11 protein-coding genes are annotated in these 13,946 nt (G+C 73.5%); 2 read left to right on the top strand and 9 right to left on the bottom strand.

All coding sequences use genetic code 11. From position 1 onward, the window contains the following. Window positions 1-10: 10 nt before the first annotated feature. Both ACFO4E_RS14145 and ACFO4E_RS14140 read right to left on the bottom strand, forming a co-directional pair. A complete protein-coding gene (locus tag ACFO4E_RS14145) occupies window positions 11-652 on the bottom strand; it encodes a response regulator (protein ID WP_378574680.1) in 642 nt (213 codons plus the stop codon). Beyond that, complete coding sequence (locus ACFO4E_RS14140) at window positions 604-1,845, bottom strand: sensor histidine kinase (RefSeq protein WP_378574679.1); 1,242 nt, start codon at window positions 1,843-1,845, stop codon at window positions 604-606. Before ACFO4E_RS14140 ends, ACFO4E_RS14145 begins: the two co-directional genes overlap by 49 nt. Window positions 1,846-2,632: 787 nt before the next feature. Here ACFO4E_RS14140 and ACFO4E_RS14135 point away from each other — a divergent pair. Further along, a complete protein-coding gene (locus ACFO4E_RS14135; RefSeq protein ID WP_378574677.1) occupies window positions 2,633-3,394 on the top strand; it encodes a phytanoyl-CoA dioxygenase family protein in 762 nt (253 codons plus the stop codon). Between the two features lie 410 nt (window positions 3,395-3,804). Here ACFO4E_RS14135 and ACFO4E_RS14130 read toward each other — a convergent pair whose 3' ends face one another. The 6 genes from ACFO4E_RS14130 to ACFO4E_RS14105 form a co-directional block, all read right to left on the bottom strand. Next, a complete protein-coding gene (locus tag ACFO4E_RS14130) occupies window positions 3,805-4,770 on the bottom strand; it encodes a hypothetical protein (RefSeq protein ID WP_378574675.1) in 966 nt (321 codons plus the stop codon). A 383-nt stretch (window positions 4,771-5,153) separates the two neighbouring features. Beyond that, window positions 5,154-5,912 carry a hypothetical protein gene (locus ACFO4E_RS14125; RefSeq protein ID WP_378574673.1) on the bottom strand — a complete coding sequence of 253 codons (759 nt, stop codon included), beginning with the start codon at window positions 5,910-5,912 and terminating at the stop codon, window positions 5,154-5,156. 749 nt (window positions 5,913-6,661) lie between these two features. Next, complete coding sequence (locus ACFO4E_RS14120; RefSeq protein WP_378574671.1) at window positions 6,662-6,892, bottom strand: helix-turn-helix domain-containing protein; 231 nt, start codon at window positions 6,890-6,892, stop codon at window positions 6,662-6,664. After that, the gene (locus ACFO4E_RS14115; protein WP_378574669.1) at window positions 6,892-7,389 is read right to left on the bottom strand and encodes a DUF2975 domain-containing protein; all 498 of its coding nucleotides are present in this window, start codon (window positions 7,387-7,389) and stop codon (window positions 6,892-6,894) included. Before ACFO4E_RS14115 ends, ACFO4E_RS14120 begins: the two co-directional genes overlap by 1 nt. Before the next feature lie 349 nt (window positions 7,390-7,738). Beyond that, window positions 7,739-8,362, bottom strand: coding sequence for a TetR/AcrR family transcriptional regulator (locus ACFO4E_RS14110; protein ID WP_378574667.1), 624 nt, complete (start codon window positions 8,360-8,362; stop codon window positions 7,739-7,741). Next, window positions 8,359-9,903, bottom strand: coding sequence for an FAD-dependent monooxygenase (locus tag ACFO4E_RS14105; protein ID WP_378574665.1), 1,545 nt, complete (start codon window positions 9,901-9,903; stop codon window positions 8,359-8,361). Before ACFO4E_RS14105 ends, ACFO4E_RS14110 begins: the two co-directional genes overlap by 4 nt. Before the next feature lie 497 nt (window positions 9,904-10,400). Here ACFO4E_RS14105 and ACFO4E_RS14100 point away from each other — a divergent pair, with 497 nt between their 5' ends. Beyond that, a complete protein-coding gene (locus ACFO4E_RS14100; RefSeq protein ID WP_378574663.1) occupies window positions 10,401-12,110 on the top strand; it encodes a hypothetical protein in 1,710 nt (569 codons plus the stop codon). Between the two features lie 342 nt (window positions 12,111-12,452). On the opposite strand, the gene ACFO4E_RS14095 is transcribed toward ACFO4E_RS14100, so the two are convergent. Then, window positions 12,453-13,439 carry a phosphotransferase family protein gene (locus ACFO4E_RS14095; protein ID WP_378574661.1) on the bottom strand — a complete coding sequence of 329 codons (987 nt, stop codon included), beginning with the start codon at window positions 13,437-13,439 and terminating at the stop codon, window positions 12,453-12,455. Window positions 13,440-13,946 lie beyond the last annotated feature (507 nt).

Below are 13,946 nucleotides of genomic sequence, written 5' to 3'. Positions count from 1 at the left end.
CGGGGCCGGGTCAGCGGTTGAGGTAGGCCAGGACGGCCAGGACGCGGCGGCTGTCGTCGGTGGAGGGCGGCAGGTCGAGCTTGGTGAAGATGTTGTTGATGTGCTTGCTGACGGCTTTGTCGGTGATGAAGAGGCGCCCGGCGATGGCGTAGTTGGAGCGGCCTTCGGCCATTTCGCCGAGGACTTCGCGTTCGCGCGGGGTGAGGGCGGCCAGGGGGCCGTCGTCGTGCTTGGCCAGGAGCTGGGAGATGACGGCGGGGTCCATGGCGGTGCCGCCGGCGGCGACGCGGCGCACGGCGTCGATGAACTGGCCGATGTCGAAGACGCGGTCCTTGAGCAGGTAGCCCACTGCCCCGCCGTCGTCGGAGAGGAGCTCGCGGGCGTAGAGCTGCTCGACGTGCTGGGAGAGCACGAGGATGGGCAGGCCGGGGATCTGGCGGCGGGCCTCGATGGCGGCCTGGAGCCCTTCGTCGGTGAAGGTGGGCGGCAGGCGGACGTCCACGACGGCGACGTCGGGGCGGTGCTCGATGAGGGCTTTGAGGAGGTCGGGGCCGCTCTCGACGGCGGCGACGACGTCGCATTCGTGGGCCTGTAAGAGCCGGATCAGTCCGTCGCGGAGGAGGGCGAGGTCTTCGGCGATGACAACACGCACGGTAGCTCCATGGTGACGATGGTCGGCCCGCCTGCCGGGCTGACGAGGTTCATCGTCCCATCGAACGCGGCCAGGCGGCGCCGGATGCCTTGGAGGCCGGTGCCGTTGAGGAGGTCGGCGCCGCCGCTGCCGTTGTCGCCGACGATGATGACCATGCGGCCGCGGCCGTGGTTGATGCGGACCCAGGCGCGGTCGGCTCCGGAGTGCTTGGCGGCGTTGGTGAGCAGTTCGACGACGGCGAAGTAGGTGGCGGATTCCACGGGGTCGGCGGGGCGGCCGGGCAGCTCGATGTCGACGGTGATGGGCAGGTGCTGGGTGATGGCCAGGGCCCGCACGGCGCCGTCGAGGCCGCGTTCGACCAGGACGGGCGGGTGGATGCCGCGGACGAGGTCGCGGAGTTCGGTGAGGGCGTGGCGGGTGGTCTCGCGGGCTTCGGTGAGGAGTTTGCGGGCGTTGGCGGGGTCGTGGTCGAGCATCTCCTCGGCCATGCCCAGGCTCATGCCGAGGGCGACGAGGCGGGCTTGGGCGCCGTCGTGGAGGTCGCGTTCGATGCGGCGGACTTCGCTGGCCTGGGCGTCGATGGTCTCGGCGCGGGAGGTGGCGAGGTGGGCGACGCGGGCGGTGAGGCGGGCCTTTTCGTTGGGGGCCAGGAGCCAGCGGTTGAGGTGGGCGTAGAGGGTGACGGCGAGGGGGGCCAGGAGGCGGAAGGCGGTGAGCAGGGCGATGGAGATGAGGAGCGGGTACCAGCTGTCGTGGAAGCTCCACGTCCAGTTGAACAGGGCGCTGAGGGCGCTGAGGGCGCTGAGGAAGAGCAGGCCGGCGGGGACGGCGGCGATGGTGATGCCGGCGAGGGTGTTGACGGCGAGCCAGGCGAGGTCGCGCCAGGTGGCGGGGTCGGTGATGGTGGCGCGGATCTGGGCGCCCAGCCTCGTGTCGGGCAGGGGCCGGTAGGGGGTGGGGATGGGGCCGTCGTCGAGGAAGCGGCCGAGGAGCCGGCGGTGGGTGTCGGCGTGGGCGCGGATGAGGCGGGTGATGGTGACCAGGAGGGGCAGGCCGACCCAGATGGCGGAGAGGACGCCGGCGATGAGGAACAGGACGAGGAGGGCGGTTCCGGCGACGGCGTGGGCGACGAGGAGGAGGGACCAGGCCAGCAGGTGCAGGAGGCCGGGCCGGAGGGCGTCGGTTCGTGCCATGGGCGGGGTCCTTCCGGGCGGGGCCGCCGCGCCGGCGGGGGTGCGGTGGTGGGTGTCCTTGTTCATTGTGCTGGGGTGGCGGGCCGGTGGCAGGGGTGCCAGGTCCCCTATCGGGTGGGCCGGGCAGCGGGGGTCGGCTGGATCCTACCGGGCATGCCGCATGAGCTGTGGCGCCGCAGGCCGCCCTGGTCGCGCACCGCAGCGGGGGCGGGCGCCGGTGCCGGGTGAGCGGTGGGGGCGGGGCGCCGGCGGGGCCGGTAGCCGGGAGGGCGCCGGTGCCGTGCCGGCCGGCCTCCTCACGTCCTGCATGGTCGCCGAGGAGCCCCTCGGTCTGCTCCGCTCCGCTGCGGCACGCCGTACCGGGTATCGGGACCGGTGGCGGCGGTGTCGGCCCGCGCCGTGGACGGGGAGGGGGCGTCGGCCCCGCAGGCGCGCCGCGCAGTTCGTCCCCGGCGCGGCCATGGGCCTGATGGGAGTCGTCGAAGCGGCGGCGGCCGCGGGGTCTCCTCGGGGGCCGGCGGGCCGGGGCCACCGCTCGGGCGGGTCGAGCGGTGGCCCGTGTGACCGAGCGCCGGGCGTGAGCCGGACCCTGGGTGACGACCGCCGGGATCCCGGGAGCCGGGCCGCGTGCCGATCGCCCCGGCGGTGCCCGCCGCCTGTACGGCCGATCGGGGACGGGCCGGTGAAAATCCGTTGCGCGCCCCGGGCGGCTCGGTGAGAGTAAGGCCGACCCGTCCACGACTGAGAGGCCGCGACCGCCCGGCGTTCGCGGTGGGAGGTACCGTTCATGCTGTCCGAGCGCGACATCGAGGCGTTCGTCGAGGACGGGTTCGTCGCCCTGCGCGGCGCGTTCCCCCGCGAGCTGGCCGACCAGGGCCGCGAGCTGCTGTGGGCCGACCTCGGCTGCGACCCCGGCGACCCCGCCACCTGGACCCGGCCGGTCGTCCGCCTCGGCGGCTACCACGCCCCGCCGTTCCGGGAGGCCGCCACCACACCGGCGCTGCACGCGGCGTTCGACCGGTTGGTGGGCCGGGGCCGCTGGCAGCGCCTGGGCGGGCTCGGCACCTTCCCGGTGCGCTTCCCCAGCGATGAGGACCCAGGCGACGCCGGCTGGCACCTCGACGCGTCGTTCCCCGGCGCGCAGGGGGAGTACCGGGTCAATCTGCGCTCGCGCGGCCGTGCGCTGCTGATGCTCTTCCTGTTCTCCGACGTCGGCCCCGACGACGCCCCCACCCGCATCCGGGTGGGCTCCCACCGCGACGTCGCACCGCTGCTGGCCGAGGCCGGTGACGAGGGCCGTGAGTTCATGGACCTGTGCGGCGCGGCCGTCCCGGCCGGCGAGGGCCGTCCCGAGGCGCTCGCCACCGGCGCGGCCGGCGACGTCTTCCTGTGCCACCCGTTCCTCGTGCACGCGGCCCAGCCGCATCGGGGCACCGGGCCGCGCTTCATGGCCCAGCCGCCGCTGCTGCCCGTGGGGGAGTTCGACCTCGACGCGGAGCGGCCCACGCCGGTGGAGCGTCCGGTGATCGAGGCGCTGCGCGCCCGCTGACCCGCGCGCCCTACCGCGGGTCGTGTCCGCGTGTGCGGCGCGCGGCTTCGTGGCGGGTGCGGGTCCGGGGCGTCCGCATCGCGCCGGAGAGACGAGCGCGGGTACCTGCCGCGGGTCGACGGGCCGAGTAGGGGGCGGTCGTCGTTTCAGGGCCTGGCGGGGGCTCGGCCGCAGAGGCGCGCCCCGATCGCGGCGCCGCCCGCCGTCCCGCTTCCGGCCGGCGCCGCGGGGCGGCTCGGACCGTGCTCCCGGCGCCTTCGCCGCGACCGTGCGCGACCCCGCCCGGGGCGGGACCGCCATCGACGGCCGGTAGGCGGTGCCGGACGGGCCGCCGCACCACCCCGCCTGAGAAGGGGTGGTGCGGCGGCCCGTCCGCGGACCAGGCGCGGCGGCGGCGCGGGTCGGCCGGATCAGGCCCAGCGCATGTCGGTGGCGACGGGCAGGGAGTCGACCTTGGTCTCGGAGTGGGCGTTGAGTTCGGTGTACAGCTGGTTCCAGGCGTCCTTGGGGGAGTTGTCGGTGGTGGAGCAGCCGCCGCGCTGCTTGCAGGCGGCCTCTTGCGACATGGCTCCGGCGAAGCGGACCGGTCCCGAGCCCTTGGTGGCGCCCCAGGAGCTGATCGCCGACCACTGGCGGGCCTGGATGCCGTCGGTGCGGTAGATCTGCGGGATCGCCTTGATGGTGGGGGCGGCGCCGGTCGCCACATAGTGCAGGTCGGCGAGCTTCCACCCGTTGTTGCAGCTGGTCGAGCTGGAGCCGTGGGTGGGGCAGCCGTCGGCGGAGTTGGCCGCGTAGAGGGTGTGGTCGCTGGCCTGGGTGAAGGCGTCGACCCAGCCGCGCGCCCAGGAGGGCGACGACCATGCGGGTTCGGCGTCGACGGCACCGGTGATGGTGACGGCTTCGGTATCGGCCGTGCCGTCGACGATGGCGGCCCAGGCGCGGCCGGCGGCGGCACCGTCGATGCCGCCGTCGGACTTGTTGTTGACGCCCATGGCGAGGTCGGCGGTGGCGCCCCCGGTGCGGCACTCGGTGAAGCCTTCGGCCCAGGCCGTTGCGACGTCGGCGGCCGTGCTCGCGGCGACGCGGGCGCTGGTGGAGCCGGAGGTGGTTCCGGGCTGGCGGAGCTTGTCGCCCTTCTCCTGGGTGCCGAAGAACAGGACGCGCACCCCGTCGCGTCCGGTGCGCCCTTCGGCGCATCCGGCGTCGCGGGCGGCGGTGCGCTCGGCGGAGCCGCCGGCGAGCGGGGTGTAGCGGCTGACCGTCTGGCCGGGATAGGTGGCCGCCTCGGCGGGTGTGGCGGCGGTGGCGGCGCCAAGGGCGAGGACGGCCAGGGTGGTGGTGATGCGCTGGGTCGCGGTGCGGTGGCTGGTGTTCATGGCTGCCTCCGGCGGATGCGGTTGACGGGGGACCTTGTCCCATTCAGCCGCATCGGAGACGGTTCGATCACGCACCGTGAGTGTTGGGTGATTCTGTGTCATTCTAGGACGAATATGCAGGTGACGGGCGGTGTTCCGCCCGCGCGCAGGGGGCCGCCGCCGACCGCCTGCCGCCGACCGCCTGCCGCCGGGCGCCGGCGAGTCGGGCCACGCCGCGCGCCGACCGCCCGCAGGTGGCGGCGGTGGCCGCAGGGGGCGGCTCGTCGCCGACCCGGCGCCGCCTGTCGGTCGACGGACGGCCGGCCCGGGCCGACGCGTGACGAGCGGCCGCCGGCGCTCCGGCGCGGGCGTCGCACCCCCCTTTCCTGCTGTGGTCCGTGCGGTCATATCGCGGCGGCGGCGATGAGCAACGCGGCCACGGCCCACGCCAGGACGGCCGCGCCCAGCAGCGTGCCCAGCCCCGTCCGCAGGCCGCGGCTCGCGGCGTCGGCGCGTCCGGCGGGGGCGATGCCGAATATGCGGCTGCGGCCATGGCCGCCGAGGCGGTGGGCGGCGACCATGCGGCCGGTCGCGGCGTGCAGGTGGCCGGTGACGGTCACGGGCTGGCCCTGCTCCACCAGCCATTCGGCGAACCCCACGGCCTCCAGGCCCGACGGCGGGTACGCCAGGGGCAGCATCCACGGGAAGCGTGCGGCGACGCGGTGGGCGGATCTGGGCAGCAGGTGCGGTGCGGCGGCGTCGGCGAATGACTCTGCGGTGCGCGCGCGGCCGAGGCGGGGGTGGGGGTGCAGCCCGGCGGGGTGGACGCGGATGCTTCCGGTGTCGCCGGTGAGCCGGAAGGTGGTGGCCGCGGCGGCGGCGCGCCGGGCGACCAGCACGGCCGACCGCGGGCCGGGAACCAGGTGTGTCTCCAGGGCCCACCACACGCAGGCGCGATCGGTGAGGGGGGAGCTCAGCAGGCCGGCGGTGTCGGGTGCGGCGAGGCCGGTGATGACGGCGGGGCCCTGGCTCCCGCGCGCCAGGGCGGCGTCCACCGTCAGCCGCGGCAGCGCCTCCAGGGTGCGGATCCGGGGCAGCAGCGCCACGCCGGCGGTGAGCAGGGCGAAGCCGCCGATGAGGAGGGATGCGATGACGGCGTTCATGGCAGTCTCCGCCTGTGAGGGATTGGCAACTGCGTGTGAGACGCCGGAGGCGGTGGGCGGGTTCAGGCCGCTACCGGACCCCCGCGGGCGGGTGCCGCGGCCGTGGCAAGGGCGGCGCGGGCGGGCCCCGGTGCAGGTGGAAGGGGTGATGAGGGGTGCCGGGCGGCGACGGGAGGGACGGATGTCCGCTTGTGGCCGATTGCGTGCTCATGTGCGATCCGGGGGCCGATGACCTGGGCGGACGGCGCCCTGCGGGGGGAGTGCCCGCCCTCTGCCAGAGCGGAGGCGCTTGTCCGCTTCCGGCCTCACCGATGACGCCACCCGGCGCGTATGCGCCTGCGCGAGATCGCGCTGTGCGTGGGCGGTCGCGGGGGGAGTCGGCCTCGCGACCGCGCCATTTACCGTCGTCCCGCGATGAAGCTCAAAATTCCCTGATCAACGAGGTGGGGGCGCCCCGGCCGAGCGCGTCGTCCTTGGAAAGGGTGGACGGATCCCCCAGCGGGAGTTGGTGGACACCACGGGTTTCCACCATCTTTTTAGGCACCCGTCAGCCCGATTGAATCGCCTCGGGCGGTGCTCCGAGTGGGCTTGCGAGAACCGATCGATCGATCGATTCTCGGACAGGTGCGTGCGGGCGAAAAACCCCGGCTCAGGATCCGGCGGATGTACGCTCGGTCAGCTCCGTCACGGACGAGTGCTACCGCTGAACCCTGTGGTCATCCGGTCGACCCCGTCGTCGGCCGGGCCGCTCACCCCGCGCCGGTGCCGTCCTCGTCGTCGGGCACCCAGCGCAGGATGTCCCCGGGCTGGCAGTCCAGCGTGCTGCAGATCGCGTCGAGGGTGGTGAACCGCACCGCTTTGGCGCGGCCGTTCTTCAGCACGGCGATGTTGGCGGGGGTGATCCCCACGGCCTCGGCGAACTCGCCGACCGACATGTTGTGCCGGGCGAGGTGGACGTCGAGATCGACGACGATCGCCATCAGACCACCTCGGCCATCTCGGTCTGCAGGTCCATGGCCTTGCGCAGGAGGCCGCGCATGAGGACGAGCAGCATCGCCACGGCCGCCCCCGAGCCGGTCAGCACGATCGCGGCGCCCGCCGTCCCGATCAGCCCCATGTCGTCGTCGGGCGTGGGGATCTCGCCCACGACGAGGTGTACGGTGACCCCGGCCGTGAGCAGCGTCGCCACTAAGGTGGCCCCGATGATGACGTCGACCCAGAGGAAGGCCATGGGGGTGAAGACCGCATCGCGCCGGAAGACGGCGAGCAGCATCCAGACCCCGGCGAGGGCCACCTGGACACAGGCGACCCCCAGGATCGCCAGCGTTATATAGGGCGTGGCGAACGGCGCGTATGGGGGGAAGAAGGCTACCGCCTCGGCCGCCGCGCCCGGGATGACCACGAACTGGCCGAAGAAGCCGACGAGGATCGCCAGGACGGCTGCACTGCGTAGGGCGAAGATGAAGAATCGATCCATGCATCGATTATCAATAGATACCGATCGAAAATCAATAGGTTGGGATGGTCGTCCGGGTCCGCGGTGCCGTGGCCCCGGCCGCGAACCGGGTTCCCGACGTGATCTGTTTCTGCGCGGGCGTCGGGGGGCGACCGGCGTCCTGCCCCGCCGGGCGGGTGAGCCTCCAGCAGCCGCGGACCAGTGAACCCCATCTCCTGCGCCGCTTCGAGTGGAGGCTGATCGCTTGCGGGCACGCGGGCGAGAACTCCCGCGCGGGAGGCGCCCCCGCCGCCGGGGTGTTCGAGGGATCCCGGCCTGTCACGCTCGACCCGCCCCGGCGGCGACCGCCTCAGGTGGTGGGTGTCAGCGGTCAGGGGAGCCGAATGGCGAACCCCGCCTGAGCGAGGAGGCGGCGCAGGTAGCGCGTGGCCTCCTCCGGGGTGATCGGCTCGATGGAGAGCAGGAGCCGATGGATGATCGCCCCTTCCATCATGTCCATGAGCATGTCGACATCGGCCGCCGGGTCGATCTGCCGGTCGAGTCGCGCCTGGAGCATGATCGCCCGGGCCCGCTCGCGGCGCGGCAGGACATGGTGGGTCCGGTAGGCATTGAGCAGGGTCGGGTGGCTCGTGCCGGCGGCGAGGAGGCGGGCCGACAGGGAACGGAAACGCGGATCGGCGAGGGCCTCGCCCCATTGGGGAAGGAGCTGCTCGATGACCTCCGTCAACGGGACCCCCGGCGTGAGTCGTGGGGCGACGTTGGGCAGGTCGTCGCGGACCGACTCGATGGCGTGGGCGAGCAGGTCCTCCTTCGTGCGCCAGCGGCGGTAGACGGTCACTTTGGTGACCCCGGCGCGCTTCGCGACGTGCTCGATACTGGTCTGGTCGACCCCGCGCTCGATGAGCGATTCGACGGCGGCCCGCAGGATCGCCGTGTCGGCCTCCGGGTCTCGCGGCCGGCCCGGGCGCTTGCGTCGCGTCCCATCGGCGGTCATACCTGCGCCTGCCCACAGCCCAGGACACGGGTCAGCCAACGTGTCAGGTGGGGAGCCGCGGGAGGGCCCTGCCAGCCGAGATGGCCATCGGGTCGCACGAGCATCACGACGCCCTCCGCCGCCGGTTCATGTGGGCGCAGCACGGTGACATGGCCGCCAAGATACTCGCGCGCCGCTGCGAGGAGTGCACCGGGATCGGTCACGGCCGGCGGTAGGAGGAGCGCCCAAGCGCAGCCGAGTTCGGCGTGGAGCCGGGTCCGTGTCCCGTCGGCACGCCGACAGTCGAGGTCCGGGACGCGATCGCCGGCGTGTGGCCCGCGGCCTCTGCTGCTCGCGCCCAACGGGCCCTTGCGGTAGGTGACCCAGAGCTGGGAGGCGGTCCTGGTCGCGTTGCGCTGAACGGCGGGCAGGTTGAGCAGCGGGACGAAGAGGCGGTCGCGGACCACGCGTGTGACCGCCCGCTCGCCCACCAGGATCTTGGTGTTGGCTGTGGTGCCGGCGAGCACTTCGGTGGCCAGCGGCCGCCGTTCGGCGGTATAGGTGTCGAGCAGGCCGATGCCGGCGCGGCCCGCGGTGACGAGGGCCAGCTTCCAGCCGAGGTTCTCCGCGTCGCCGATGCCGGTGTTCATCCCCTGTCCGCCGATCGGACTGTGGATGTGGGCGGCGTCGCCGGCCAGCAGGACGCGCCCGCGCCGGTAGTCGGCCGCCAGCCGGCGGTGGATGCGGAAGACGGAGGTCCACTCCGCACCGCGGATCTTCACACCGCCGTCGCCGGCCCGGGCGGGGATGATCTGCTCGAACCGGTCGATGATCTGCCGCTCGTCCAGGCGTTCGTCGGCGGCCGGCGCGGGGATATCGGCCATCAGACGCCACAGGTCCCCGCCTTCGCGTGTCTTCTCACCGATGCCCCGCATCGGGATCGCGAGGAGGATCCCGTCTCGGTGGAACCACCCGGCCGACGTCGAGCGGTCCCGGTCCCAGCGCGCACGCACGTCCGCCAGCAGGAACTGCTCGACCACCGGTACGCCGGGGAATTCGATGCCGGTGCGACCGCGCACGGTACTGTGCGCGCCGTCGCAGCCCACCGCCCAGGCCGCGCGCAGCCGCGTCCCGGATGCGAACCCGGCGGTGAGGCCGTCGCCGTCCTGTTCGAGGTCCGTCAGCCGCGTACCCCATTCGACCTCGGTCCCCAGCTCGCTCAGCCGGCGCCGGAGCCCGCTCTCCACACTCGCCTGGGAGACGAACAGCGCCTGCACCGACTCGCCGTCGACGGGTGCGAAGCGCATCGTGGCGAGTGGGCGGCCCTGTACGTGCATCGCCATTCCCAATGGAGCGAGAGCCTGCTCGTGAAGGCCGTTCAGCGCTCCCATCCTGTCGAGGACCTCGACCCCGCGCGCGTGCAGGATGTTCGCCCGGGAGGTGGCGGCGGGCCCTGAGGCGCCGTCGATCACGCGGACCGGGACGTTGTGTGCGGCCAGGGAGCAGGCGAGTGTCAGCCCTGTGGGCCCCGCCCCGATGATCAGCACCTCGGTCGACTGCATCGCTGACTCCTTTGAATACGTGAACGTATCCGTATACTAATAGTACGCGCCGCGGTTGAGCCGGTGGTGGTGGGTGCGGCCGGCGGACGCCGGAAACAGCGGCGGAACGCCGAGCGCTTGGCCGAGGGGAGGCGTGGGTGCCATCGGCACCGGTGTTCACCCATTGGGACGGGTCGGCGTTGCATCCGGCGATGGCCGGGAACGAGGCGTTCAGGTGCCGCTGACAGGTTCGGCTCAGCGGGAATACGCCCGGCGAGGTGCCTACTGACAACACGGATCACGGAAACACAGAACCCCCTACGCACCCGCCAGAGCCGACCTACCCTTGCTGCCGGCGGGATCTGTCCGGGGAGCGTCGGAGGGCGTTTCTCATGATGTCGATCTTCATCCACCTGAGACGGACCTTTCCTGAGGGTGCGGGGCAACTGAACAAGGAGCACAGCCGTCTCAGGAACATGGCGACGCGCGGGGAACGGACGACGTGGGGCTCAGCGGGAATGCTCGCGGCAGGGCTGGCCATCGCCGGCGTGGGCGGCCTGGACTGGATGCGGCTCTCCGAGATCGTCCTGCGCGGTGCTCCGGGCACGGCCGACCGGCTCCTGGCGCTGGCCTACGCCGCCCTTCCCGTGATCGGCGTGGCCGTCTGCCTGGTCCTGGCGGTGCGCCGGGCCGCGGCCCCCTCCGGTTCACCGGCCGGTCGGACGGGCGCAGCGGGGGCGGCGTGGGCGATGCGCGGGTGGTCGGCGCTGGGCGTCCTGACCCTCGGTTCCGCGGCCGCGGTGGGGTGGGTCGACGTGTGGCGGATGTCCGCGGGCGACGGCCCCGTCCATACGGGGCCGGTCGTGTTCTCGGCGGGCGCGACGCTGGCCGTTCTCGCACTCGCCTGGCTGACGTGGGCCCCGCGGGAGTGGGCGCCGGGGGCGTTCCGGCGCCGGTGGGAGAGTGCCGTCTGCGGGGCGGCGGCATCCGGTGTGGCCCTCGCCTGCGTCCTGGGCCTGACGGGCGTGCTGGCCGTGGACGCGGCGACGGCGCAGGCGGCGGATCCGGGGGAGCCGGCCGCCGTGCCCGGCTCCGTCTCCGAGGTGGGCTGGACCTGGGAGCCGCCCGGGGGCCAGGAGGTCCTGGGCGGGCAGAGAGCGGGCCCGGGGGTGGTCGTGCACATCGGCGACGGGGCCGTGGCGCTCGACACCGCGACGGGTGAGCAGCGGTGGCACTACCGCAGGCCCGGGTCGGTCGCCGTCGGGGTGTTCGCGGCACCGGAGGTCTCCCGTGTGGTGGTGGTGTTCTCCCCGGATACGGGGCGGCGTCCGGTGGAGCTGCCGCCGCTGGTGGTCGTGCTCGACGCGCACACCGGCGCGGTCCGCGCGCAGTTCCCCGATACCGGTACCGGGTTCGCGGAGGTGGAGCCGACGGCGCTCGTGAGTGAACACGCCTTCGTCGTGGAGTCGCTCCTTGCGGCGGGCGGGGGCGCGCTGGCCGGGTTCGGCCTCACGACGGGGGAGCGGGTGTGGACGGCCGGCGGGTGCGACGGTGTCGAGCGGGCGATGGCACTGGAGGACGGCGTCGTGGTGCAGGTGGTGCGCTGCCGGACGCAGGGCGAGTGGGACGGCGCGGAGCGGGAGGTGCTGGCGGTCGAGGGGATCAACTCGCGTCGCGGATCCCGGCTGTGGCGGTACGAGGTGCCGGCGATGGGTCCGGCGTCGGCCGTGGTCTACCGGAGCGCGGACGGTGACGCGGTCGGCCTGCGCGGGGTGACCGGTGGCAGGGCCGTGGAGTCGCTGGAGTTCGATGCGCGGGGCCGCGTGGTGGCGCGGGCCGAGTTGGAAGCGGTGGAGGGCCCGGGCGGGGGCCTCGTGGAGGTGTCCCCCGGCGCGGAGGGCCTGCTCGGAGGCTGGGACGGGGAGGACCGGACGGTGGTGGGGTGGGAGGCGTCGGGTTCGGGCCGGGCGCGCGTCGTGGTACCGCCGCAGGGAGCAGATGTGGAGCAGGCGTCGGGGGCGGCGTTGGAGGACGCGGTGGTGGTGGGCTTCGCGCCGGTCGGGGCCGGCGGGGAGGCCGCCGCGGTGGTGAGTGCCCCGTGGGATGGCACGGAGGCGGCGAGGGTGGAGGTCGCGATCGGTGACGCTCAGGAGGTGTCCTTGGTGGCGGCGCCCGGGGCGGTCGTCGTGGTGGGGGCCGGTGGCGGTGCGGTGGCGGGTCTGGTCTGAGAATGGGCGGTCCGAGCACCGGGCGTGACGGGCAGGCGCCCATGGGCGGTGGATGGTCGGTTCGGCCGGTTCGCCGGTGATGGCATCGGTGGCGGTGGTCGAGCACCACCATGAACCGGGCCGAGCAGGCCGGCAGCAGCACGTCCCGGTGCGCCGCACCGGATCCGGTGTCACCGGCGGCACTCTGGACGGCCTGTCCGAAAACGTTCGATCTTCGGATACCCAGGGTGGTGGAGAGCACCGGGCGGGGCTCGGTATCCCGTGCTCGTGCTCCCTGCCGCGGAAACGGGCCGCTCACCTAAGCGCCGCCCCCATTGGCCGGATCCGCCCGGAGGACACCGGTCAGGTCAGGCCGGCGAGCACCTCGGCCATCGCGCCGTAGCTCTCACGGACCGCGTCGGCCTCGGCCAGCCGGTGGCGCTCAAGGCGGATCGCGCCCACGTGCCGGGCTTCGTAGACCCGCGCCCGCCATACCGCTGCGGGCGAGCGGTCCAGCGCACCGTAGGGCTGCCAGAACGCGGTCCGCTCGTCCTGCTTGGCCGTCGCCATACGGATGGTCCAGTCGGCGGCGGGGTCACCGAACCAGGTGCGGTCGAAGTCCAGCACGCCGGTGATGGTCGGTTCGGTGGCCGCCGGGTCCATCAGGGCGTTGACGGTCCACAGGTCCCCTGCCAGCAGCCTCGGTTCGGCGACCTCGTCGAGCTCGGCCCTCTCGTGCGCGGCCGCCGCGGCGACCTTGCGCACGTCCGCGGCATCCAGGCCGGCGCCGTCCAGGTCGGCGGCGATCTCCTCCAGTGACGCGATCACCGCCTCGCTCCACGTCCCATATCCCGGGCCGCCGACGGGCCCGAAGTGCGGGCCCCGCACGCCGTGCACACAGCGGGCGATGGCGCCCATCTGCCGGAAGAACGACGGCCACGCCGTACGCGGATAGGTCCCCAGGTGCTCGGGAGCCGGGACGCCGTCCAGGTGGGTCTGGACCATCCAGTCCCGGGCGATCACCTCGTGCGACCAGTCCGCTGCGAGCACCCGCGGCATCAGCGGCGCGATCACCGCCAGCCAGGGCAGGCTCGCGTACTCGTTGCGCATCAGGTGGCGCTCGCTGCGGAACTGGCGGGCCTGGGATGGCGCGACCCGCAGGATCACCGGCCGGTCCCGCCCGGACAGGGACACGCGGTAGACGCTGTTGTACATCCCCGTGCCCAGCTCGATGGCCGAAACCGGTGTGGCGGTGTCCCCGAACGCCCGACGGCAGACCTCCCCGATCTCCTCCGCGGTCAGTGACTGCTGGAACGCCCCCGGGGCGCGCTCAACCGGCTGGAAGTCCATGGTGCTCAGGATGCCCGGCGCGTGGGCTGTTCGTCACATCAGGTTGGCGAGTCCGCAGGCTTTGATCAGCCCGTTGTGCGTTTCCGGCGTAGGCGGTCTGCCCCCCTTCAAGGCGGAGCGGTCAGGACCCCTTGCCGGCCACATGGCGTTGGAGGCGGCGGATGATGTCCTGTTCGGAGACGGGGGGTAGGGGAGGCCCGCACACGCAGACGGGCCCCGGCGCGGTTGACTGCGCGGGGCCCGTCGGGCGAGTAGAGCGGACCGGTGCGGCGGTCGCCTCACGGCGATGGCACAACGCGGCTCCGAAGTCCGCCGGCGCACCCGCGAGAGCGGGGCGCAGACGCGGTATTCCGCGAAGGCAGTTGTGTGGAGCCCGGGGACACGTTCCGCACCGGCCCGCACACAGTGTAACCGGGGGGAGGGGGGCGATATTCCAGGCCGGGCCGCCTTTTCTCCGAGTGGGTCGGGGGCGCCTCACGGGCCCCGTCCGCCCCGGCGGGCTACGCC

It is taken from the genome of Nocardiopsis mangrovi, from assembly GCF_042653925.1.
Lineage (GTDB): Bacteria > Actinomycetota > Actinomycetes > Streptosporangiales > Streptosporangiaceae > Nocardiopsis_B > Nocardiopsis_B mangrovi.
The sequence above is the reverse complement of the archived record's forward strand: the minus strand, read 5'-3'. Positions and strand labels throughout refer to the sequence as shown.